Below are 21,844 nucleotides of genomic sequence, written 5' to 3' on the forward strand. Positions count from 1 at the left end.
ATTGACCTAAGTCACTCAATAGTCAACTATATTAACATACAGGATTAATGAGAATTTACTATGTTCAATGGTTTACTACACGCACTTATACTTGATGAACAAGGCGGCGCACGCACAATTGATAATAGCGCAGACCTACATAACTGGCAGCCTGAGCAAGGTAAATTGTGGGTTCATCTTGATTATAGCCAAAGTGAAGCCATAGATTGGTTACAAAACAGTGAATTGTTGACTGATTATGAACTTGCATCATTAACAGCCGATGAAACACGCCCTCGTATCACCAAAGTAACTAACGGTTGTATGTTGTTTTTACGAGGCGTGAATTTAAATCCTGCACAAAGCCCTGAAGACATGGTCTCAATTCGTTTATTTATCAATGAAAATGTAGTGGTCACTACCCGAAAACGCCGTTTACTTTCAGTCCAAGATATTTTAGCTGCACTGGAAGAAAAAACTGGGCCAGTTAGCATTTCTGAATTAGTTTGCCAACTTACACAAAATCTTACCTCACGTATGCAAGGGGTAATTGATGGTTTAGATGACACTCTCGATATTTTTGAAGATGAAATTGACGAGCCGACCAAGCGCTTTGATAACCAAGGACTGTCGCAGTTACGCCGTCAATCAATTGGTTTAAAACGCTACTTAAGGCCACAAAAAGAAGCGCTCAGTACTTTAATGGCAAACAAATACAGCTGGCTTAGTGAAAACGACAAAGCCAAGTTAAACGAAACCACCAATCTACTGATCCGCTTTATTGAAGAATTAGATAGCTCTATTGAACGTGCGCAAATTATTCAACAAACCATTACTAATCAGGTTTCCGAACAATTAAATCAGCGTATGTATGTGATGTCGGTGGTTGCGGCACTGTTTTTACCGCTAGGATTTTTAACCGGTTTACTTGGCGTAAATGTAGGCGGTATCCCTGGTACAGAGAGCCCTTACGCATTTAGTTTTTTTGTTATATTTTTAGTCGTGATCACCGGTGCCATCGGCGTTTACTTCAAAAATAAAAAATGGCTTTAAAAATACTCACGGTTGTTCAACTACATTGATTGGTATAGTAATGATAAAAGTAGTGCCAGCACCTAATTGACTCTGGCACTCTATCGTACCGGCTAGTTTATGTATCACTAAATTATAAACAATGTGCAACCCCAAACCTAAGCTCAGTTGTGCGTTATTCGTAGAAAAGAACGGGTCAAATACTTGCTTGCGGACATCTTCTGGCATGCCTTTACCATTATCGCTGATTATCAGCTGAAGTTGTTCATCATGTTTACTCACTGTAATGTTCACCTCCCCAGGCGTTAAATCATCAAAAGCGTAAACTAAGGCATTTTCCACTAGCTGCCCTAAAATTTGCGAGAATGCACTTGGTGAGGCAAAAAAACGAATTTCTTGCTGGTATTGGCATTTAACTTTATGAGGCGTTTGGTCAACACGTGAGTGGATTGACAGCAGAATATTATCGATATACTCACCTAAGTTAAACCAGCGATTTTCCTGTGTATCGTTGTCTACCGCAACTTGTTTAAAGTTATTGATTAGATTGGTAGCTCTGTGGAGATTCACGCTCAATAACTCTGTGCTTTGTATTATATGAGCATAGGCCTGATTAAACTCCTCTCTCGACATGTTACCCGCAGCCGCTTTGCCATGAATAGTTTTCGAGGTGCTTTCCAGTACTGATGCAGCCGTGACGCAAATGCCCAATGGGGTATTTATTTGATGAGCAACTCCAGCAACTAATCGTCCTAACGACGCATGCTTTTCATTTTCAATTAACTGTTGCTGAGTACGTTTTAGCTGTTCCAGCGATAATGTTGCTTCTTTGGTCTTAGTCTCAAGCTCAGCAGTACGCAGAGCCACTTTACGCTCAAGTACCGCATTTAACTGTTTTACTTGTTGCTGTGAAGACATCAACTTGGTATTCGCATCTTCAATCTCAGTGACGTAGCTTTTTACTTGTAAGTACACATCATTTAAAGCAGTAATAATTGGGGTAAACTCATTGCGTTTAGCATACTCAACTGGCAGTAGATTAACTTGCTTATTACTACCATAACGAATAGAGCTTTTTATGATATTTAATACCTGATCAAAAGGGCTAAACAAAGCTTTGAGGATAAAAATCATCAGTATAATAAAGCACAGCCCTATGCCACTGCCTGTGATTAAAGCCCAAGAAGACACTTTATCAACTTGTTTACTTAAATCATTTTTAGGAACTAATGAGCCAAAGATAAAACCGCTCTCACTAAGCTGATAAAAAATATACTTATCTTCAATTGCTAGCTGCTCAAACCCAAAGCTATTGACCTTACTTAACCGACTTTGAGCTACTAATGTTGCCGCCCAAGGAAAGTCATCGGTCAACTGCTGTACCGTTTGAGGCTTGTCTGTAAAGCCAATAATTAACTCAGAATCCCGGTGAAATAAAAATGATTGTGCATTTTCGGTCACTTTAATGCTGACTAAAAACTCACTTAACTCAGCTAAAGACCAGTCGAGCGTCGCCATACCAATCGGACTGCGGTTATCGTCAAGCATCACCGCATCTATAGTCATCATCAACGAGAATGAGCCTGCATCATCGTAATAAGGGTTAGTCCAAAATATTGGACGATAGCTGGATTGGTTTAATCCCCACCCTTGCTGTTCAGCAAGCTGGTACCAATCCTGAGAAAAATAATCGTACTGTGGTTTATTGAGATCCCACGTAAATTGCAGCTGTTTATTTTCTTTATATACATATGGGCCAAAATAACGATACTGCTCATCCAGTACCTGGGGTTGATACCAAAGCCCTCCTCCCATGGCTTGTTCAAAACTGGCAAACTTATTTTGTAACGTGCGCTGAGCCAGTTCCTTGATATCAGCCATGGGAGTAGATTTTTGATGACGCAGAAAGTATAACTGTTCACCGCTTAGAGCCAGATCGATCGCATGCCCTTGCATTTGTTCTGTAAGATGATTGATTCGGGAAATAGTGCCATTGAACACAGCTTGAATTTCATTTTGCTTAAATTCATCCAAAGATTCTTTGTAAATTAGCGTGTTGAATAACTGTAGGGTTGAATAAGCCAATATCTCAAACAAAATGACAAACACCAGAATACGGGTTTTAATATTCATTCAATCTCCAGAGTACTCTTTGCTAAAGAGCTCATTTAACACAACACTCACAGGCATTGCCTAATAACAACTGTGCTCGACTTACTTAGTATACAAAATGACATGAAACGGTAATCCCACCATTTTTATTGGAGGCGAGCTGTAGTGCATAATACAATTCCCTAAGATAATGAATTATGAGTATAGTCCAGTTGTCAGTTTTACCATTTGTGTAATTTAATTAATTCTAAATATTGGTAGGGGGTTATTTACATCATAAGTACTAAAAGAGTGTGATTGAGGGCAAACACTGTGGAGTAAGATAGAGAGTTATTATTGATTGCCTTTGATGAAAGGCTGGGCATTATTGCAAATGGCGCTCTCGGTAGGGATCGAACCTACAACTCAGCCTCCGGAGGGCCACGTGATATCCATTTCACCACGAGAGCACATTTGTGCCACCACACCAACTCGCGATATCAGTGCTTAGGCCGAGCAATAATAAAGGCATATGCAATTAAATGCTAGCTTCTATCGCTTAGATGCTTAATAATTCAGCAAATTATAATAAATTACTTCACAAGCAAGCAAAAAACAGCTATTAAATTATACTTAATAAAAATCACTAACCATTTTGCAACATATAAATGCCCGTTTAACGACTTTTTAAGGCGCTTGTAAAAGGTTTAACATGAGGAAGTATCTATGAGTTTAATGTCAACCGAGCAAGTAGCGGAGTTTTTAGGGGTTAAAGTTGAACGTGTAAAGCGTCTTGCCCGGGAAAGTTTATTAATATCGAAATCTGTTGATGAAAACGGCGAACCACTATTTGATGCAGATGAAGTTGCAAAATACAAAGAACTTGCGGCGCGTTTTGGTGGTCTTTAACGATGATCCATTGAGCTAATCAAACAATCCAACTGCGTACGCAACTCAGTCACTTTATTATCGACTGAGCGTGCGCTATACCAACAAATACACAACACTAAAAACACCAACTGATAGCATTCAAGCTTTTGCAGTGAATAGTGAAATTTTTGAATAGCAGGCAATTGCTGTTGGTAGTTTGAAAGTAAGCTATTTTTTTGCTTATCATTCAACGCAAAGCTAACAGTTAGTGCTGCTAAATCGAAGTATACGTCATTACTTTTAGCGTACTCAAAGTCAATTAAAAACATGCCTTGGCTATTCACAATAATGTTTTCTTTTACTAAATCATTATGGCAAAAACCTTCATCACGGGGTAATAACGCGATTTGCTTTAATGCATCCTCAACGCTTGCTTGATATTGCTGATATAAGCGAGTTTTTTTATAAAAATCCAGCTCATACTTTATATCCATCGCCTCAGTAACAACATCATGGCAATGAAAAGCAATCAACTTTTGCAGCAACTCTAAAGTGAAATCCCCTTGTGCAATATCCCCCTCTAGGTATTCAAAAATCGCCAGCTTGTTAACTTCGTCAGTCCACAGTGGTTTGGGGCATACCTGCTGCTGCGCAAATACAGTTTGTGCTGCCAAGCCCTGCACTGGCCAATGCTCGCGATAGCACTTTAATAAAAAAGCCTGCTGTGCAGTACGCACTAAAAAGTTATCGTTACTTAAACCGCTAAATAGCCGCTCATTGCTCAATACCTTTAGTTGTGGATCAAAAGCGGCAAAAATGCCGCTAATTTCTTTACCTGTCATACTGCTTCTTATAATTGCGCCAAAGGCTTAGCTTGATTTTGCTCGTACTCTTCATACCAGGTTTTAAACCCCCATGCTGCCATTATGGTGTAAAAAATAAACAGCGCTAATGTTGGGTAGTAGCCTTTCTCGTAATACAAGTACATCGAAGCCGCATCAATAACAATCCAATACAGCCAATTTTCCAGTACTTTTTTTGCGACTAAATACGTTGTAACAACAGCAAAACAGGTTGTAAAACTATCTAAATAAGCAAAGTCTGCATGGGTATGATTGTTCATCACATAACCAAATATTAATGCCACAATCGAAGTCGCAATAATGATGAATAAGTGTTGATGCAAGCGCCATGAGGTGATCACTAATTGATGTTTATTAGCGTCGCCTTTTCGCCATATTACCCATCCATAAACCGCCATATACATATAGTAAAAATGCAATAGCGATTCCATTAATAAAGCACCATTCCAATACATTATGGTATAAATAAGGGTGCTAAAAAATGCTGCAGGCCAACACCACAGGTTTTCTTTTATTGCTAATAGCAAATATGCCATAGAGAGCGCCACTGCGATATATTCCCAGTGCGACATTGCAGTAAACCCTGCGAGAGTTTCTGTAATAAATTCCATAATTGATCCACTAAGGCTTTAGCTGCTATTGGGGAGAGAGATCACCATTGAGGAATTTACAAACAAAAATAGCTTTGCCAAACTCTTCGTATGAACGCTTTATCTCAGTACTAAGCACAGACATTACTAAATCGTAATCACCAAAAATTTGCGTCGACAAGGTATTTGTTATTACTTTTAAATCGTCATATTCATTTAAGCGATCAATAAACCCCTTAATAAATGGGATATAATCTTGATGAAGTGGGTACTTACTGATCTCTACAGATAATTTCATGACAATTCCTTGGTTTATTTAAAAATATGGCCGTTATTGTAACTTGAGCTAAGCTACAAGTCATTCAAAGGTAGAGCGGATGTCGAAGAAGGTGTAAAATTAACGCAATTAAATTATTTTATGAGTGACTCATGGCACGACGCATTACGTACAAATTTAAAAATCAGCCTCGCGAAATTAATTTTGCAAAAGATAAATATCGCGATATGTATCAGGCTATTGCTGCGGCTGAAGGGATTGATTTAACAAATTATTTAAAGATGGAACAGCAAATTGCTATGACTTCAAAAGGCTCAGCGGCAGTGCGTAATTTTCGTGATGAAGAGTTTGCTCGCATGGGTTTTAGCGATGTGTATTTTATCAAAGAGTAACGCTTAGCATTACTCTAAATATTCATAGCTTACCCGTGGGGTAATATTACAGACTAACTCGTAAGGGATTGTCGTGGCACATTGGGCGATTTCTTCAACGGGTAATTCTGGGCCCCACATCACCACCTCATCGCCGACTTTGATGTCATCAGCATTTTCACCAATATCAACACTGATCATATCCATAGAGATGTTGCCAGCAATACCATAACGTTTGCCAGCAATCACTACAGGTGTGCCATGTCTAGCATGGCGCGGATAACCATCACCATAGCCCATGGCAACCACTGCAAGCTTAGTCGGCTGAGCACTTTGCCAACAGCCACCATAACCAACACCTTGCGCGGCATCAACATCGCGAATTGCAATGACCTTAGTGGTTAAGCGCATCACTGGCTTCAGCTGATGGTCTTTGCCAGAAGTGTTAAGCATTGGTGATACACCATACATCATCAAGCCTGGACGTACCCAGTCGCCATGACCTGCAGGCCAAGCTATAATACCAGCCGAATTTGCTAAACAATGTGCTTGTTGTTTGCCTTGCACTAATGAATCAAACAAAGCAATTTGCTCAGCTGTTTTGGGATCATTAACATCATCGGCACTGGAAAAATGCGTCATTAAATTGATTGTATCTTTAGCGTTATTCGTCGCTTGCAAGCGCTGATAAAAATCATTCAACTGCGTTGGTGCAATCCCTAAACGATGCATACCGGTATTGATTTTTAACCAGCAACTGATTGGTTCATCGAGCTTTGCATTTTCAAGTGCCCTGAGCTGATTTTCATCATGGATAATGGTTTGAAAGTTATTGGCTAATAAAATCGGCAAATCATCTTGATGGAAAAAACCTTCCAGCAACACAATAGGCTTGGTCAGCCCACCCGCCCGCAGTGCGAGCGCTTCATCTATTCGTGCCACAGCAAATGCGTCGGCATCATTAAGGTGCTGCGCTATTTTTACTAAACCATGACCATAAGCATTGGCTTTTAATACCGCCATAACTTTACTATTAGGCGCAAACTGTCGCACTTGCGCTAAATTATGAGCAAGTGCTTGTAAGTTAATTTCGGCAATAGCTAAACGCATTAGTAATCATCATCTACAGCAGGTCCGGCGTAATTATCAAAACGCGAGAACTGACCTTGGAAAGTTAAACGTACTTTACCAATGGGACCATTACGTTGTTTACCTATGATAATTTCAGCAATCCCTTTCTCAGTACTGTCTTCGTTATATACTTCGTCGCGGTAGATAAACATGATTAAATCGGCATCCTGCTCGATAGAGCCTGATTCACGTAAGTCGGAGTTAATTGGGCGTTTATCGGCACGCTGCTCTAGAGTACGGTTTAGCTGCGACAGTGCTACGACTGGGCATTGGAGTTCTTTTGCTAATGATTTAAGTGACCGTGAGATTTCAGCAATTTCTAAAGTACGGTTATCAGAGAGGCTGGGAACGCGCATTAGCTGCAAGTAATCGACCATGATCATACTTATCCCACCGTGATCACGAGCAATACGACGCGCACGTGAGCGAACATCTGTTGGAGTTAGACCTGATGCATCATCAACATACATCTTTCCTTTTTCCATCAGTAGCCCCATGGTTGATGAAAGACGCGCCCAATCGTCATCATCCAATTGACCGGTGCGCACTTTGGTCTGATTAATTCGACCAAGGGATGCCAACATCCTCATCATAATCTGCTCCGAGGGCATTTCTAATGAGTAAATAAGCACAGGCTTATCTTGTGTCATTGCGGCATGTTCAGCTAAGTTCATCGCAAATGTGGTTTTACCCATCGACGGACGGGCGGCCACAATGATTAAATCTGATGGCTGCAAACCAGTGGTCATTTTATCTAGATCGGCATAACCGGTACTTACCCCCGTCACACCATCTTGTGGCGACTGATACAACTCTTCGATTTTATCGACTGTTTTTTCTAAGATGCTGTGAATACTTTGCGGACCATCGTTACTTTTTGTCCGCTGCTCAGCAATTTTAAACACTTTACTCTCTGCAAAGTCGAGTAAATCGTGGCTGGTGCGCCCTTCCGGATTGAAACCTGCTTCGGCTATTTCATTGGCAACGCCAATCATTTCACGTACCACAGCACGTTCGCGTACGATATTCGCATAGGCGTCGATGTTCGCCGCACTTGGCGTATTTTTAGCAATTTCAGCTAAATAAGCAAAACCACCGATACCACTGAGTAAATTCTTTTTCTCTAAGCTCTCTGATATGGTGATCAAATCGATTGGATCGCCTATTTCAGCAAGCTCGACCATGGCTTCAAAAATAAGCTTATGGGTACGTGTATAGAAATCTTGCGAAACGACCAACTCGGCAACACGGTCAAAGGCTTGATTATCAAGCATTAAGCCACCTAAAACAGATTGCTCTGCTTCAATGGAATGAGGAGGAACTTTAAGAGTGTCGACTTGTTTATCTGGTTTAGCCATAACTTCGCAATACTAACAATGAATGGCCTCTATTCTATCTACTTGGCTACGTTGTGCAAAGAGCAAAGCAGGATTTCTTTTCCTACTTTGCTACGGGAGATTACTTTTGCTTACGTAATTCTATGCGCCCACTGATAGTGTCTATTTCAATATCAGCATCACCACCATTAACCGCAAACTCCAATTCACTTGATGGCCCATATTTCGCTTTTTTAACTTTATCGTCACTCAACTCATTAATAATTTTACCATTGGCATGCGCTTCAATTTCAAACCGCGCAGAAACATCCGTCGGGAAGTAAAAATCGGCATCGCCACTAACAGATTCATAAGTAATTTGCGCACCTTTTAGTAACTCATTAATATGTATTTCACTCTCACCATTTACCGTGCTAATACGTAAGCTTTTTAATGCCTGAAAAGCAAAGTCGATATCGCCATTAACATTCTCTAAGCGAACTTCTTGAGCTGCTGTTTTGGATTTAATATCACCATTGACAGCAGTAAAGCGCAGCGTGCCTTGTGAGTCTTTGTCATTAATTTCGCCGTTTACGGTTTCATAGCGTATATCACCTTTTAAGCCTATCGCACTGACATCACCATTAACGGTATCCACAGTAATATTGCCACTGATGTTTTGTAAGTTAATATCACCATTAACGACATCAATATCAGCCCCGGCGATCAAATTTTTAGCACTGATAGTGGCGTTAACACCGGTAAATTCAAGTTCGCTGCTATTTGGCATATAAATAACTAATTGAGAACCATCGCCACTATTCCAACCGTTATTATTGTTACGCGGCATTTTAACGATAAATTCGATACGATCTCCTGCCACTTCTAAACGATACCCTTGTGCTTTATCATCAAGCTCACCGGTGATCTGTAATTGTGATTTATCCCAGCCCTCAATACGTACATCACCGCGTTGGTTATCTATAAAAATACGCTTATTAGCGGGCACCTCAATTTGTTCATTGATTTTCTCACCAGCAGAGGCGAAAAACGGCAATAAAGTTAGTGCTAATAGTAATGTTTTCATGGTTGATACTCCTAAATTTGTTGCCACTTCGGTGCATGCACCTTATTGATTAGATCTAATTGCTGCTGATAAACCTGTGCGAGCATTTTTAATAACGCTGGATTCTCAGGCTCATTGTCGAGGGCTTGCTTTATTGCCCGCTCAGCGTCCTCTAATTCTGTTAATTGCTGTTGCCAGTTATCTGTCAATGCAGGCTGATTTTGATATTGCACCAACAAGGTTTGTTTTTGCTGGGTAAAATAGTCACTCATCACCACACTTGTCGCAGGCTCAGAGCCGGAAAACAGCAACTGCACGGTTAATAAAGCCGCCACTGAGCATGCTGCCACACCCGCTAATTTAGGCCACAGCGCAGCTTTACCTTGCGCCTGAGGAGCATGCGTTAATGCTTTTTCGATACCTGGCCATAAATCTTTTTGTGGTGAGATCTCTAACTCAGTGTTATTGATTGACTCAGCTAAAAATGTTTCAAAATTAGGCTTACTCATTTTCATACCACTCTTTTAATAACTGACGGGCGCGATGAAATTGCGACTTACTAGAACCCACTGCCATTCCTAACATAGTGGCAATCTCTTCATGGCGATAACCTTCAATGGCGTGCAGCACAAATACCATACGAGCTCGCTCAGGTAGTCGTAATACTAACTTGTCGAGTCCATTTAGACCTTGGCAATCTGTTGCGCTTTGTTCATCCATACCGCTTTGCTCGAAGCTCACTACTTTTTGCAACCAATTCTTATGTTTACGTAAATAGCTAATCGCAATATTACTGGTGACACTGTGCAGCCAAGTTGAAAACTGTGACTGCCCTTCAAAGCTAGCGATTTTATGCCACAGCTGCACAAATACTTCTTGAGTTGCATCTTCGGCATGTTCGCGATCTGCGAGTAACCGTAAGCACAATCCATAAACCCGCTTTACATGTAATTCATAAAGTGCAGCATAAGCATTTTGATCACCGCTTTTTACACGGGTAATAAGTGCATCTTCGCTTAGCTGTGTAAAAGCATGTTTTGCATCTATCAACATCGTTGATGTTGTCCCTTTATGATTATTATTATGAAATGAGTATACCTAAGCACTCAGGAAATACGATCTTTCAGAATTTTAAGTTTCTTGAATAGTTAGACGTGAGATGTAAGTGAAAAGGTTTAAATGACATGAAATTATTTTTAACAAAAAACGGCTAACTTATCAGCTAGCCGTTTTATCAAGTGGTTTTATAACGTTGCTTCTGGGGGATCTTCTTCGGGCCCTTCAGTGGTTTTTTCCGGTACTTTATATGACCAGCCAAGGAAAACTAATTTGCCGTCAAACGCGCTGCCCCCACCACTACTTATATTTGCTAGATTTGAATCATGGTGAATACCACCTTTGCCAGACGCTGAAACCGTTTTGCCCCGAATTGAGCCACTGAAACCACCATTAGCGACGACTTTAACATCAGTCTTTGGCGCATAGATGGCTGCATACAAATTAGCATCAGCATCAATATCAATACCATTGGCTTGTTCATTGCTGGAATAAATACTGAATACCGGTTTACCAGTTTTGGTTAACCCATGCTTCATTGTGATCGACCCTGGAGACGCTTTCAATTTTACTTTACCGTTGACATAAAGGCTTAAGCTGCTGCCTTGTGCTATATGGATCTCTGAAGCGCCTTCCATCATGAAGTGACCATTTACTATCAAGGTTACATCACCACCCGCGACTTTTAAAATGCCATTATTTAATGAGAAGTTACCTGCTTTTAATACTTTTACATCAACAACGTTCTCAATTGTGTTTAACGTATAATTAAGTGTCGCAGGACGTGCGCCTAACCACTTTTCCCATACATAATCACCTTGATTTTCAATCTTAGACTGAGCTATCTCAGGCGTTAACTCGTAGATAACACGTGTTTCTGGCTTATCAGAGACTAGTGTTGAACTACCGTGTTTCACAATAATATTTTCGCCGCTAGGATCAACCAGACCATCAACAACCGTTGTTATATTTATTGAATCGCACTGTGTTTGCCCTGCTGTAAAATTATCAGGATCTTGAAAAGGTACCAACTCAACATTTGGTGATACATTATAACGTGGATCTGAATAAGGAATACCACCTTGTTCAAGGTGTGGTGCTAAATCTTTTGCGTTTAATTTGCCGCCATATAAAACGTCTAAGCCGTCATTATTTCTATTTTCTAGCACAGTACTCGCACTGTTATTAGGGAAGTTAAGATCTTTATTTGCTCGAACTACGCCTAATATTTTTCCTTGCCTCCAGGTAACCCCTCCCGCCGATAAAACATCTCCGCCTACAGCTGTATCAAGTGGAAAACCATCGGGTAAAACAGGATCAGTCGATACTGTAAAGTTCGAATCGATTGTAATATGGTTATTTGCACGCAATGTGCCTGTGATTGGAGATGAGCCGGAAAAAGTAATACTGCCAGTCGCATGAACACTTCCCCAAATAGTTGAAGCACCTGATAATGTAACATCCTTATCTTTATAAACCGTGCCTATGACAGCGCCAGCCTCAGCCTTGTCAGGATCGTAATCCCCTTTACTTGAGTCATAGCTATCAATTCGACCACTGGCACTGAGTGACACCCCTTCACAGCCCACAATTGCGTTCTTAAAAACAGAGCCTCCTTTACCTGGCGTAAATCCAAACCGTGCGACTAAATTACTTTGTGCATCACCACCATAACGCTCACCCAAGCTGATGATTTCCAGCTCTCCAGCAGCATTTTTACTAATACTGGCATTATAAGTTGCATCTTCGCCAATTAAGCCGCGGCCTGATGCTGTGCCTGTCGCTGCGATCAAGCCATCGATATCTAAGGTTTTATCATCTGAAAAAGCTTGCTGTAATAACTTAGCTTCTTCGAAAACACCTTTTTCAGCGAGTAAACGGCTATTTATTTTCTTTTGAAAATTGCCACTCATACGCTCTTGAATAATATTTTCACGCAATGAATTAAGTACCACAATACTCGCCATACTGGTGAGGATAAGTACTGTTACAAGCGTAAAACCACTTTGTTTTTTAGCCATTACACACCACCAAAAGCATTGTTTAAAATAACATTAGAGACCGCAATATCAATGGCAATAGTGTCTCCAAATTGCGCAGGTAAATTCTCTGGGCCAACATGAATAGTGACAATGTTATTATCAATTGCAAAACTCAACTGGGCGACTCCCGTCAATAACCGCTCTGCTGGAGCTGCTCCTAATGTACACATTAAATTATTGCCTACTAGGCTATAAACTTCATTTATATCAGCTGTTGATACACTGCCATTACAGGTGATAACCCCAGCTGGCTGAGTAACAGTAATTGCCGAGCCATCTGCTGCAACCAAAGGTGCGCTTGGTGTTTGTTTAATGCTACGCGTAAAAACCTTACTTGTGTAACGTATTACTTCTTGCGCATTTTCAAGCTCTTTACTAACTGAAATAGTGCCTTTAATAGCTGAGTATGAAAGGCTAACTCCAGCTAGTAGGAATGAACCAGCGGCTAGAGCCACCATCAGTTCTACAAGGGTATAACCTCGCGGACGATAAATTGCCATCATCAAATACACCCAACTGGTAGCTCAGGGTAACTAGCATTTAAGGTAATTTGATTTTCTAATTGAGCAGGGTCTTGTTGCTTGATCCGCTCATCAGCCCATGAAACTGTGATTTGCATATCATGCGCATACGCCGCAGGTAAGCTCAGCTGATAATCATCGATTTGCGGGTCTAAAGAGGCACGAAAGTTAGCATCCGTGAATAAAGCCGGATTCGTCGTTTGTAACTCACACAAGCGAGGCCAAATACGCTCTAACGTATTTTGCCCTTGCACCAGCGATACAGTGTAATTAAAACTGTTGGTAGCATATTGTAGCGATTTGAGCTGAGCTGCTGCCAACCCAAGTAAAGCAATACCGGCGATAACAACCGACAGCATCACTTCTAATAATGAAAAGCCACTTTGTTTAATCATTATGCACATGCTACTGATTTTTCAGCTAACCAATTTTGGCCACTTTTTAAAATGCACAAGTAATAATCTACTGTTTTATCATTGTCATCTTTAATTAAAATTTCGCTCGCCGCAGATATTTCGCCACTTGACCACACGGTACGATCAACTAAACCAACCGTTACACCATGATGTTGGATGACGAATTCTTTTAATACTGTATCAACACCATCAACAGCTGCTGTTACCTGCCATTTATCGCCACTTACCACTAGTTTAATCTCACGATCACGTTTTACCGCCTCACTGCGCGCATATTTATACACACTATTGAGCTGATTTGCGGTGGTAATAACCCGATCTTGCATGATTTGCTGGCTAAAAGAAGGAAACGCTAATACCGCCATAATCGCAACGATCCCAACCACAATCATCAACTCCACTAATGTAAAACCGGCTGTTCTAGTCATTGTTACTCCCAGCAACTATTAGCATCAGCTGATTGTGTGCCATCATGCTTAATCACTAATGCACCACAGCGATCTCCTGATTGGGCAGAACCGATTTTTGGGGTTGCAGTTAATGTAAATGCACGACTTTTAAAATTAGCATCCGCTGCAGCACCACTAACACGGTTTAGCGCTTTATAAGTAAAAGTATAAAAATCTGTATTTGTTGCCGTATCAAAAGCGTTTGGATAACCACCATTACGTGAATAAATACGCTCTAATACTGCACCATGTTGCAACATAACTTGTTGAATATCGGCACGGCGACTACGCTCCATATGCTCAATATATGAAGGCATAGCTACACTGTATAAAATACCTAGAATAGCTACGACTATTAATAACTCGATTAATGTGAAACCAGAAAAAAGCTTCGTACTTCTCATCATCTGCTCTTTCAATTTTTACATCCTTAACACTATGCTCAGTGCACAAACAATATACATTGACAGCGCTGTCACTGTCAACAATCTGTAATCTAATTACAATGTCGCTACATTTTAATAGGTATAAATAATTAGTTTTTACTTTAGATCAAACAATACCAGATAAAAAACCTAAAAAAGGGACTTTAATCAATATTTATGTTGAAAATGATATGCTAACTAGTGATATGGATGATAATAATAAACAAAAAAGCCGTGCTTTTCAGCACGGCTTTTTTCGCTTAATTAAAAATTAAGCTTCAGCGATTACGATTACTTTGATAGTAGCCGTTACTTCTGAATGAACTGCGATTGATACGTCAAATTCGCCAGTCTCACGGATAGTACCTAGAGGTAAACGAACTTCTGACTTAGCAACTTCAACACCAACAGCTGAGATAGCGTCAGCGATGTCGCGAGTACCGATAGAACCGAATAACTTACCTTCGTCACCGGCTTTAGATACTAATGTAACTTCAGCTAATGCTTCAAGCTTATCAGCGCGTGCTTGTGCAGCAACAAGCTGGTCAGCGATTTTCGCTTCAAGCTCAGCACGACGTGCGTCAAAAGTTTCAACGTTAGCTTTAGTTGCAGGAACTGCCTTACCTTGTGGGAAAAGGAAGTTACGTGCGAAGCCAGATTTAACTACAACCTGGTCACCTAGGCCACCTAGGTTAGCGATCTTATCTAGTAGAATAACTTGCATGTTTCTACACCTTTTAAAAACGTGTTAATCCGCTGCTTACTTATGTAAGTCAGTGTATGGAAGAAGGGCTAAGTAGCGAGCACGCTTGATAGCAGTTGCTAGCTGGCGCTGGTATTTAGCGCTAGTACCTGTAATACGGCTAGGTACGATTTTGCCACTTTCTGTAACATAGTTTCTAAGAGTAGCTAGATCTTTATAATCGATTTGTTGTACGCCTTCCGCTTTAAAGCGGCAGAACTTACGACGTCTGAAATAACGTGCCATGAGATAAATTCCTCAAATAATTCTTTCTATATGCTGAGCATGCAAAACCAATTGGCTAAGGCCGTTACGACCTTCGTGACGATTTAAAAAACCGCTCACTTGCAATGCCTGCCCAACGTGCAAATGTTGAGTCTGTTGTTGCATTTGCTTACCACTAGCAACCACTTGAAGCCGTACATAACTATTACGGTTAAGGTCTGCTTCAATTTGCATTGATTTGTGTTCTACAACAAAAATACAATGCGGGATACCAGCAGGGCTTTGGCTAAACTTAGGTGTTTTACAAACAACCCCAGAAATAACCAGCTGATTCATAAAAGGACTGACCATATGGTTTACCTTAAAATTATCGCTGATCAAGTGCCATGCTTGGACTCAAAACAATTAAGCAGCTGGTGCTTCTTTCTTCTCTTCTCTTACAAGAGGAGATGCTTCAGTTACAGCGTCTTTAGTACGCATAACTAAGTTACGAAGCACTGCATCGTTGTAGCGGAAAGTAGTTTCTAGCTCGCTGATTACTTCAGTAGGTGCTTCAACGTTCATAAGAACATAATGAGCTTTATGAAGCTTGTTGATTGGGTATGCCAGTTGACGGCGGCCCCAGTCTTCAAGGCGGTGGATAACACCACCAGCTTCAGTGATAGAACCAGTATAACGTTCGATCATACCAGAAACTTGCTCACTCTGATCTGGGTGAACCATGAATACGATTTCGTAATGACGCATGGATATTCCTTACGGTTAATAGAGCCTTCTACCGTTTCAGCCGGTCGGTTTAAGGCAAGGAATTAATATTAAATAGGCCGAAATGAGCGCGCATTTTACGCTTAGTCGGAAAATTAAGCAAGTAGGTTTTTAGCTTTAAGTGGTAAGTTGAAAAATCAGCTATCCGCTCAAAAAGAAAAACCATGCTTATTAAGTCAAGCATGGTTTCAAATTTTATCTCTAAACTGACGGCTACAAGCTTAAAGCTTTTCTTTTATGGCTGTGTCGTATTTCTCTGACGCAGTACTTCAAATAAACAAATACCTGTTGCTACAGATACGTTTAAGCTTGAAACAGTGCCCGCCATTGGGATTTTAACTAACACATCACAATGTTCGCGCGTTAAGCGGCGCATACCTTCACCTTCTGCGCCCATAACAATCGCCATAGGGCCAGTTAGATTGGCATCAAATACATGAACATCGGTTTCGCCAGCAGTACCAACAACCCAAACACCGGCATCTTTAATTTCACGTAAAGTACGCGCAAGGTTAGTCACTTGGATCAGCGGTACTGTCTCTGCTGCACCACAGGCAACTTTACGCGCTGTGCCATTTAGTTTTGCTGATTTATCTTTTGGCACAATAATGGCGTGAACACCGGCAGCGTCTGCACTACGTAAGCAAGCACCTAAATTATGCGGATCTGTTATGCCATCGAGAACCAGTAAAAATGGCGTTTCTTCACGCGCAATGATTGCATCTAAATCTTTTTCATTGAAAGTAGGAGCTGCGATAACATTAGCAATAATGCCTTGATGCTGTTCACCCTTTGATTTGTTATCAAGCGCTTTACGCTGCATAAACTGCACTGATATACCAAATTTACGCGCTTCTTCAATAATTGGAGATAAGCGTTTATCATCACGTCCTTTTAGGGCATAAATTTCAATAAAACGCTCAGGCTCACTTGCGAAAATTGCTTCAACAGAGTGAAAGCCAAAAATTAATTCATTACTCACGTATCACTTGCTCCTGAACTCTTACTTTTACGGGCATTTTTGCCGGGTCTTTTCGGCTTTTTCACGGCCTTTCTCTTTGGTTTTTTTGCAGTCGTTGAAGTGCCAGCATCCGCTGATTTTCCTGCAGGCTTCTTTTTACCTCTACTGGCACTGTTTTTTTTTGGCTTTGGTTTTCCCTGTTCAGAACGACCGCTAAGTTCACCAGGCTCTTTCGCGTCAGCTTTTTTACCTGGTATTTTGCCACGTTTTAGCTGCGAACGAACACTTGCCGGCTGATGCCCTTTTGCATCACCACGACGACGGGCGTATCTGTCTTGTGCAACATCGCCACTGAGCGTTAAATTGATGCGACGCTCATCTAAGCTTACCGATGCCACCTGAACAGTGACTTTATCGCCTAAACGATAAACTTTACGAGAATGCTCACCAATCAAGCAATGTTTAGCGCCATCATATTGAAAATACTCATCGCCTAAATTAGTGACATGGATAAGGCCATCAATTTGTAAATCAGCTAAGCGAATAAACAAACCAAAGTTAGTAACCGATGAGATCACTCCTTCAAATTCGTCGCCCACATGATCTTGCATGTATTCACATTTCAGCCAATCAGCTACTTCACGGGTTGCATCATCTGCACGACGCTCCGTATTTGAACACTGCTCGCCCAATTGCGCGACTTCTTCGTCACTATAAACATACGCACCCGAAGTAACCATACCTTGGGCTTTCAAAATGCCTTTAATCGCACGATGTACGACTAAATCTGGGTAACGACGAATTGGCGAGGTGAAATGTGCATATTCACCTAATGACAAACCAAAGTGACCGATGTTTTCAGCTTGATATACTGCCTGCTTCATCGAACGCAGTAGCATAGTTTGGATAAGTTCAGCATCAGGGCGGTCGCCAAGCTTGGCTAACACATGGGTAATTTCTTTTGGTGTTGGCTCATCACTGAGTGTTGATTCAATACCCAACTCTGATAAAAACTGTCTAAAGTTAGCCAGTTTTTCTCCATCTGGTTCAGCATGAACACGATAAAGCGCGCTGGCTTCGTGTTTTTCAAGCATTTTAGCCGCAGACACATTGGCTAAAATCATACATTCTTCAATCAGCTTGTGGGCGTCATTACGCAGCACCGGCACTATTGATTCAATCTTACGCTGAGCGTTAAATACAAAGCGTGTTTCAAGGGTTTCAAACTCAATCGCTCCGCGCTCTTGGCGGGCGGCTTTTAATGCCATATACATTTGCTGTAAATCAGTTAAATGTGGCACGACCGGTGCGTATTCAGTACGTAACTTCTCATCACCTTGTAGGATAGCGTTTACTTTGGTGTAGGTTAAGCGCGCATGCGAATTCATCACCGCTTCGTAAAAGCGATAGCCTGATAATTTACCTTCAGCCGATACCAGCATTTCTGCGACCATACATAAACGGTCAACTTTTGGATTTAATGAACACAAGCCATTGGACAATACTTTTGGCAGCATAGGAATAACTTGTTCAGGGAAATACACTGAGTTACCACGTTCGATTGCCTCGGCATTAAGTGGGGTATTCATTGCGACATAATGGGATACATCAGCAATCGCTACCCATAACCGCCAACCACCCGATTCAACAGGCTCACAATACACCGCATCATCAAAATCGCGAGCATCTTCACCATCAATCGTAACCAATGGTAAATCACGTAAATCAACTCGATTTTGCTTGTCACCTTCTTCGACAAACTCACCTAAGTGTTCAACCTGCTTTTCAACCGCTTCTGGCCATACATGCGGGATATCGTGATTACGCAGTGCCACTTCAATTTCCATACCAGGGGCTAAATGCTCACCCAGTACATCAATGATTTTCCCTACCGCATTCATATTACGGTTAGGGTTTTGGGTAATTTGCACTTGCACCATTTGGTTGTGACGTGCGCCGTTTTCACTGCCCGGCAAAATAATAATATCTTGGGTGATACGTGGATCTTCCGCCACCACCACTGCTATGCCATGCTCAACAAAATAGCGACCAACAATCGGTGCTCGCTCGCCAGCCAGCACTTTAATAATACGCGCATCGCACTTGCCGCCGGAGCCTCGTTTGGTGCCTTTAGCCAGTACTATGTCGCCATGCAGCACCGAACTCATTTGATGCTTGGCAATAAACCAGTCTTTACTTTCGCCTTCGACTTCTAAAAAGCCAAACCCGTCACGGTGACCGATTACTTTGCCTTTAACAAGCCCAGCTTCATCAATTAAGGCGTAGCATTTAAATTTATTAAAGAAGAGTTGACCATCACGCTCCATGGCACGTAAACGACGCTTAAAAGCAATTTGACGCTCATCATCGTTTACCGCTAACTCCTCACATAATTGATGAAAATTAGCAGGCTTGGCACGGTCTTTTATATGAGTAAGTATAAACTCACGACTTGGGACAGGGTTTTCGTACTTTTCTTGTTCTCGACTGAGATTAGGATCTTGGTTTGACATTCACTATCTTGTTAATTGGTTATGATGTTATTTTAACCCATAACCGATCAATGAGACAGGCAAAAGCTATGAAACTTTTAAGAAAGCGCTTTTACTTGCTTTAAACAGCTTATTACGGCGTTATAACCAACCTTTTTGTTTGGCTATACGCGCTGCATCTACTCGGTTTATGGCATTTAATTTAGCAATAGCGTCTGATAAGTAATTACGTACCGTGCCCTCGCTTAAGTATAACCTTGCGGCAATATCGGCTGTTTTCAACCCTTCACTTGCGAGTTGTAATGCTTTTCGTTCTTTATCTGTCAGCGGATCAGTATCATCTAATGCGTTAATAGCAAGCTCAGGATCAATAACCTTTTGCCCGTGCATTACTTTTTTAAGCGCGCTAATTAATTCATCGCTCGGGGCTTCTTTTAAAATAAAGCCCTTAACGCCAGCACTTAAAGAACGCCTAATATAACCCGCTCGCGAAAAGGTGGTCATAATAACTATTTTTATAGCAGGGTATTTTGATGCAATTTGCTCACTGAGTTCGATGCCGTTCATGCTAGGCATTTCGATATCTGTTAAAATAATATCAGGAAGAGAGTTACTGTCTAGCATGTTTATGGCTGTTAATGCATCTTGCCCGTTACTTGCTTGACCAATTACCTCAATATTAAAATCTAGACTTAATAATGCTGCGATTGCGTCGCGCACAAGCCCCTGATCTTCTACTAAATACACCTTGATCATCAGAAACCCTTCGCTGTTAAAGGCAGCATCACATTTAAACTAAAGTTATCCTCACAGGTAAATGTAGCCTTACCATCTAGCTGCTCTGCTCGTTCTTTAATGCCATTTAAGCCATTTCCAGGTTTTATTGAGCTGCCTGGTGCATGATCAATCACATTGATTATTAACTGCTGCTGATTTTGCGCTATGCTAACGATGCATTTCTTGGTGCTGCTATGGCGTAGTAAGTTAGTAACAGCTTCCTTAATAATAAGACTTGCGATACCTTCTACTTTTGCAGGTAACACATTTAACTTGACGTTAAAATCCGCCTCAAAACCTTGTTCGGTTAGCCTTTGTTTCAATTGGGAAATTTGACTCGCAAGATTGAGCTGTTTTAAATCACTGACAGCACTTCTCACATCACTCAATAGCTGCCTTGCAAGCTCTGCAACTTGGGCAATTTCAGTATTTGCTTGTGTGTAACGCTCACCTTGATTTAATTTATTAGCAAGCTCTGCTTTTAAAGCAATTGATGAAAGAGAGTGACCTAAAATATCATGTAAATCGCGAGCAATACGCTCGCGTTCAGCAATTGCTGCTAATTGCTCTAATTGCGTGGCGTTTTCTTGCTCGCGGATTTTATATTGCTGCTCTCTTTTTGCAGCTATACCGTAGCTAAATAAGGCCGCACATAAAATTAAAGATATAGCGAGAAAGTATTCTACTTTTGCAATATCGCCAATATATGCACTTAATAGAACAGTTAAAATGACCACTAACGCTGAAAAAATTCGTTGCAGTTTACTATATGCATAACCGACAATATAGGCAACGAAACCAAATAATGTCGGTGTGCCTGAGGTATAAAAAGTAGCACTAAAACAAACTAACAACATAGCAATAACTAACTTAGTAGTATCGGTATCTTGGCAATTTATTGCTTTTACATAGAGCATAATAAAAGCAATATATAAAGCTAAGGACATAAAAATGTTGTTTGCGGTTAAATTTGCAAAGTTAATCATAATTGGCAACAAATAAAAGCCAGTAAAAATTAAATGTCCATACTTCCAAAACCCTTTATCGATTTGCTCAGCAACCGTGTCAAGTGAACTCATACTAATACCCCAAGTGTATCGTTTTATTTATAATTATGTTTTTACTAAATAACACAAAAACACATAACAGCATAAAGTAACCGGCGTAAGTAATACTAAAACTATATATTTCAAAAAAATCGCTGATATATAAACTGATTAAAATTAAAGCATTCATAATTACCTCCAGTTGAATGTGATAACTATGCCAGCCGCTAAAAAAAATAAGAGTGTAAAATGTCATCAACTTTGCTGACATTTGTCATGTTTTAAAAATTTCACCTTATTATGAGCAGTGATAAGATAGTAAAAAATAGCAGAGCGAATTT

General features: G+C 40.7%; 25 protein-coding genes and 1 tRNA gene. 3 read left to right on the forward strand and 23 right to left on the reverse strand.

From position 1 onward, the window contains the following. The first annotated feature begins 60 nt into the window (after positions 1 to 60). Positions 61 to 1,032 (forward strand): zinc transporter ZntB, encoded by a 972-nt coding sequence (locus H5187_RS07730; RefSeq protein WP_145237039.1) that lies wholly within the window; start codon positions 61 to 63, stop codon positions 1,030 to 1,032. Positions 1,033 to 1,038: 6 nt separating this feature from the next. Here the strand turns inward: H5187_RS07730 and H5187_RS07735 are convergent, their stop codons facing one another. Continuing rightward, the gene (locus H5187_RS07735; protein WP_182784532.1) at positions 1,039 to 3,144 is read right to left on the reverse strand and encodes an ATP-binding protein; all 2,106 of its coding nucleotides are present in this window, start codon (positions 3,142 to 3,144) and stop codon (positions 1,039 to 1,041) included. A 353-nt stretch (positions 3,145 to 3,497) separates the two neighbouring features. After that, positions 3,498 to 3,572: transfer RNA gene (locus H5187_RS07740), tRNA-Arg, on the reverse strand. 256 nt (positions 3,573 to 3,828) lie between these two features. On the opposite strand from H5187_RS07740, the gene H5187_RS07745 reads away from it, so the two are divergent. Continuing rightward, complete coding sequence (locus tag H5187_RS07745) at positions 3,829 to 4,011, forward strand: helix-turn-helix domain-containing protein (protein WP_145237033.1); 183 nt, start codon at positions 3,829 to 3,831, stop codon at positions 4,009 to 4,011. Here the strand turns inward: H5187_RS07745 and H5187_RS07750 are convergent. Genes H5187_RS07750 through H5187_RS07760 form a run of 3 tightly spaced genes read right to left on the reverse strand, consistent with a single transcriptional unit; the run spans position 4,008 to position 5,723 of the window. Further along, on the reverse strand, positions 4,008 to 4,814 hold the full coding sequence (locus tag H5187_RS07750) for a phosphotransferase (protein WP_182784530.1): 807 nt from the start codon (positions 4,812 to 4,814) through the stop codon (positions 4,008 to 4,010). The genes H5187_RS07745 and H5187_RS07750 overlap by 4 nt on opposite strands. A gap of 8 nt (positions 4,815 to 4,822) precedes the next feature. Continuing rightward, a complete protein-coding gene (gene pnuC, locus H5187_RS07755; protein WP_149980641.1) occupies positions 4,823 to 5,446 on the reverse strand; it encodes a nicotinamide riboside transporter PnuC in 624 nt (207 codons plus the stop codon). Between the two features lie 25 nt (positions 5,447 to 5,471). Beyond that, positions 5,472 to 5,723 (reverse strand): hypothetical protein, encoded by a 252-nt coding sequence (locus H5187_RS07760; protein WP_145237024.1) that lies wholly within the window; start codon positions 5,721 to 5,723, stop codon positions 5,472 to 5,474. A gap of 131 nt (positions 5,724 to 5,854) precedes the next feature. On the opposite strand from H5187_RS07760, the gene H5187_RS07765 reads away from it, so the two are divergent. Beyond that, a complete protein-coding gene (locus H5187_RS07765) occupies positions 5,855 to 6,094 on the forward strand; it encodes a DUF2960 domain-containing protein (protein ID WP_145237021.1) in 240 nt (79 codons plus the stop codon). Positions 6,095 to 6,103: 9 nt separating this feature from the next. On the opposite strand, the gene alr is transcribed toward H5187_RS07765, so the two are convergent. The 18 genes from alr to H5187_RS07855 form a co-directional block, all read right to left on the reverse strand. Beyond that, positions 6,104 to 7,183: an alanine racemase gene (gene alr / locus H5187_RS07770; RefSeq protein ID WP_182784528.1), complete on the reverse strand. Its 1,080-nt coding sequence runs from the start codon at positions 7,181 to 7,183 to the stop codon at positions 6,104 to 6,106. Then, entirely contained in the window at positions 7,183 to 8,562 is a 1,380-nt protein-coding gene (gene dnaB, locus H5187_RS07775) for a replicative DNA helicase (protein WP_145237015.1), read from the reverse strand. The genes alr and dnaB overlap by 1 nt, the downstream gene beginning before the upstream one ends. A 100-nt stretch (positions 8,563 to 8,662) precedes the next feature. Beyond that, a complete protein-coding gene (locus H5187_RS07780) occupies positions 8,663 to 9,607 on the reverse strand; it encodes a DUF4097 family beta strand repeat-containing protein (protein WP_182718071.1) in 945 nt (314 codons plus the stop codon). A gap of 11 nt (positions 9,608 to 9,618) precedes the next feature. Then, positions 9,619 to 10,101 carry a hypothetical protein gene (locus tag H5187_RS07785; protein ID WP_182718070.1) on the reverse strand — a complete coding sequence of 161 codons (483 nt, stop codon included), beginning with the start codon at positions 10,099 to 10,101 and terminating at the stop codon, positions 9,619 to 9,621. Then, the gene (locus H5187_RS07790) at positions 10,088 to 10,639 is read right to left on the reverse strand and encodes an RNA polymerase sigma factor (RefSeq protein WP_182718069.1); all 552 of its coding nucleotides are present in this window, start codon (positions 10,637 to 10,639) and stop codon (positions 10,088 to 10,090) included. The genes H5187_RS07785 and H5187_RS07790 overlap by 14 nt, the downstream gene beginning before the upstream one ends. A 191-nt stretch (positions 10,640 to 10,830) precedes the next feature. After that, positions 10,831 to 12,663 carry a hypothetical protein gene (locus tag H5187_RS07795; RefSeq protein ID WP_182784526.1) on the reverse strand — a complete coding sequence of 611 codons (1,833 nt, stop codon included), beginning with the start codon at positions 12,661 to 12,663 and terminating at the stop codon, positions 10,831 to 10,833. Next, the gene (locus H5187_RS07800) at positions 12,663 to 13,187 is read right to left on the reverse strand and encodes a PilW family protein (protein WP_182784524.1); all 525 of its coding nucleotides are present in this window, start codon (positions 13,185 to 13,187) and stop codon (positions 12,663 to 12,665) included. Before H5187_RS07800 ends, H5187_RS07795 begins: the two co-directional genes overlap by 1 nt. Then, complete coding sequence (locus H5187_RS07805) at positions 13,187 to 13,600, reverse strand: prepilin-type N-terminal cleavage/methylation domain-containing protein (protein WP_145236995.1); 414 nt, start codon at positions 13,598 to 13,600, stop codon at positions 13,187 to 13,189. The genes H5187_RS07800 and H5187_RS07805 overlap by 1 nt, the downstream gene beginning before the upstream one ends. Beyond that, positions 13,600 to 14,049, reverse strand: a complete 450-nt coding sequence (locus H5187_RS07810) for a GspH/FimT family pseudopilin (RefSeq protein WP_145236992.1) — start codon at positions 14,047 to 14,049, stop codon at positions 13,600 to 13,602. The genes H5187_RS07805 and H5187_RS07810 overlap by 1 nt, the downstream gene beginning before the upstream one ends. 2 nt (positions 14,050 to 14,051) lie before the next feature. Beyond that, positions 14,052 to 14,489: a type IV pilin protein gene (locus H5187_RS07815; RefSeq protein ID WP_310736937.1), complete on the reverse strand. Its 438-nt coding sequence runs from the start codon at positions 14,487 to 14,489 to the stop codon at positions 14,052 to 14,054. A 277-nt stretch (positions 14,490 to 14,766) separates the two neighbouring features. Next, entirely contained in the window at positions 14,767 to 15,219 is a 453-nt protein-coding gene (rplI, locus tag H5187_RS07820) for a 50S ribosomal protein L9 (RefSeq protein ID WP_145236982.1), read from the reverse strand. A 36-nt stretch (positions 15,220 to 15,255) separates the two neighbouring features. After that, positions 15,256 to 15,483 carry a 30S ribosomal protein S18 gene (gene rpsR, locus H5187_RS07825; RefSeq protein WP_002962753.1) on the reverse strand — a complete coding sequence of 76 codons (228 nt, stop codon included), beginning with the start codon at positions 15,481 to 15,483 and terminating at the stop codon, positions 15,256 to 15,258. Positions 15,484 to 15,495: 12 nt separating this feature from the next. Next, entirely contained in the window at positions 15,496 to 15,813 is a 318-nt protein-coding gene (gene priB, locus H5187_RS07830; RefSeq protein ID WP_182731625.1) for a primosomal replication protein N, read from the reverse strand. Positions 15,814 to 15,867: 54 nt separating this feature from the next. Further along, the gene (rpsF, locus tag H5187_RS07835) at positions 15,868 to 16,209 is read right to left on the reverse strand and encodes a 30S ribosomal protein S6 (RefSeq protein WP_145236974.1); all 342 of its coding nucleotides are present in this window, start codon (positions 16,207 to 16,209) and stop codon (positions 15,868 to 15,870) included. 253 nt (positions 16,210 to 16,462) lie between these two features. Further along, a complete protein-coding gene (gene rlmB / locus H5187_RS07840) occupies positions 16,463 to 17,209 on the reverse strand; it encodes a 23S rRNA (guanosine(2251)-2'-O)-methyltransferase RlmB (RefSeq protein WP_145236971.1) in 747 nt (248 codons plus the stop codon). Next, positions 17,206 to 19,701, reverse strand: coding sequence for a ribonuclease R (rnr, locus tag H5187_RS07845; protein WP_182731626.1), 2,496 nt, complete (start codon positions 19,699 to 19,701; stop codon positions 17,206 to 17,208). The genes rlmB and rnr overlap by 4 nt, the downstream gene beginning before the upstream one ends. 120 nt (positions 19,702 to 19,821) lie before the next feature. After that, positions 19,822 to 20,436, reverse strand: a complete 615-nt coding sequence (locus H5187_RS07850) for a DNA-binding response regulator (protein ID WP_182718062.1) — start codon at positions 20,434 to 20,436, stop codon at positions 19,822 to 19,824. Beyond that, positions 20,436 to 21,536: a sensor histidine kinase gene (locus H5187_RS07855; RefSeq protein ID WP_182797701.1), complete on the reverse strand. Its 1,101-nt coding sequence runs from the start codon at positions 21,534 to 21,536 to the stop codon at positions 20,436 to 20,438. Before H5187_RS07855 ends, H5187_RS07850 begins: the two co-directional genes overlap by 1 nt. Between the last annotated feature and the right edge of the window lie 308 nt (positions 21,537 to 21,844).

The sequence above is a fragment of the Pseudoalteromonas sp. SG44-1 genome (assembly GCF_014164315.1).
Lineage (GTDB): Bacteria > Pseudomonadota > Gammaproteobacteria > Enterobacterales > Alteromonadaceae > Pseudoalteromonas > Pseudoalteromonas rhizosphaerae.

What these genes read in the sequence shown, in the direction of transcription:
- H5187_RS07785 (WP_182718070.1), bottom strand. Translation starts at nt 10,101, where the DNA reads ATGAAAATGAGTAAGCCTAATTTTGAAACATTTTTAGCTGAGTCAATC.
- dnaB (WP_145237015.1), bottom strand. Translation starts at nt 8,562, where the DNA reads ATGGCTAAACCAGATAAACAAGTCGACACTCTTAAAGTTCCTCCTCAT.
- H5187_RS07855 (WP_182797701.1), bottom strand. Translation starts at nt 21,536, where the DNA reads ATGAGTTCACTTGACACGGTTGCTGAGCAAATCGATAAAGGGTTTTGG.
- H5187_RS07760 (WP_145237024.1), bottom strand. Translation starts at nt 5,723, where the DNA reads ATGAAATTATCTGTAGAGATCAGTAAGTACCCACTTCATCAAGATTAT.
- H5187_RS07790 (WP_182718069.1), bottom strand. Translation starts at nt 10,639, where the DNA reads ATGTTGATAGATGCAAAACATGCTTTTACACAGCTAAGCGAAGATGCA.
- H5187_RS07735 (WP_182784532.1), bottom strand. Translation starts at nt 3,144, where the DNA reads ATGAATATTAAAACCCGTATTCTGGTGTTTGTCATTTTGTTTGAGATA.
- H5187_RS07795 (WP_182784526.1), bottom strand. Translation starts at nt 12,663, where the DNA reads ATGGCTAAAAAACAAAGTGGTTTTACGCTTGTAACAGTACTTATCCTC.
- H5187_RS07730 (WP_145237039.1), top strand. Translation starts at nt 61, where the DNA reads ATGTTCAATGGTTTACTACACGCACTTATACTTGATGAACAAGGCGGC.
- rplI (WP_145236982.1), bottom strand. Translation starts at nt 15,219, where the DNA reads ATGCAAGTTATTCTACTAGATAAGATCGCTAACCTAGGTGGCCTAGGT.
- rpsF (WP_145236974.1), bottom strand. Translation starts at nt 16,209, where the DNA reads ATGCGTCATTACGAAATCGTATTCATGGTTCACCCAGATCAGAGTGAG.
- H5187_RS07745 (WP_145237033.1), top strand. Translation starts at nt 3,829, where the DNA reads ATGAGTTTAATGTCAACCGAGCAAGTAGCGGAGTTTTTAGGGGTTAAA.
- H5187_RS07805 (WP_145236995.1), bottom strand. Translation starts at nt 13,600, where the DNA reads ATGATTAAACAAAGTGGCTTTTCATTATTAGAAGTGATGCTGTCGGTT.
- alr (WP_182784528.1), bottom strand. Translation starts at nt 7,183, where the DNA reads ATGCGTTTAGCTATTGCCGAAATTAACTTACAAGCACTTGCTCATAAT.
- priB (WP_182731625.1), bottom strand. Translation starts at nt 15,813, where the DNA reads ATGGTCAGTCCTTTTATGAATCAGCTGGTTATTTCTGGGGTTGTTTGT.
- rpsR (WP_002962753.1), bottom strand. Translation starts at nt 15,483, where the DNA reads ATGGCACGTTATTTCAGACGTCGTAAGTTCTGCCGCTTTAAAGCGGAA.
- H5187_RS07780 (WP_182718071.1), bottom strand. Translation starts at nt 9,607, where the DNA reads ATGAAAACATTACTATTAGCACTAACTTTATTGCCGTTTTTCGCCTCT.
- H5187_RS07810 (WP_145236992.1), bottom strand. Translation starts at nt 14,049, where the DNA reads ATGACTAGAACAGCCGGTTTTACATTAGTGGAGTTGATGATTGTGGTT.
- rnr (WP_182731626.1), bottom strand. Translation starts at nt 19,701, where the DNA reads ATGTCAAACCAAGATCCTAATCTCAGTCGAGAACAAGAAAAGTACGAA.
- H5187_RS07765 (WP_145237021.1), top strand. Translation starts at nt 5,855, where the DNA reads ATGGCACGACGCATTACGTACAAATTTAAAAATCAGCCTCGCGAAATT.
- H5187_RS07750 (WP_182784530.1), bottom strand. Translation starts at nt 4,814, where the DNA reads ATGACAGGTAAAGAAATTAGCGGCATTTTTGCCGCTTTTGATCCACAA.
- H5187_RS07850 (WP_182718062.1), bottom strand. Translation starts at nt 20,436, where the DNA reads ATGATCAAGGTGTATTTAGTAGAAGATCAGGGGCTTGTGCGCGACGCA.
- pnuC (WP_149980641.1), bottom strand. Translation starts at nt 5,446, where the DNA reads ATGGAATTTATTACAGAAACTCTCGCAGGGTTTACTGCAATGTCGCAC.
- H5187_RS07800 (WP_182784524.1), bottom strand. Translation starts at nt 13,187, where the DNA reads ATGATGGCAATTTATCGTCCGCGAGGTTATACCCTTGTAGAACTGATG.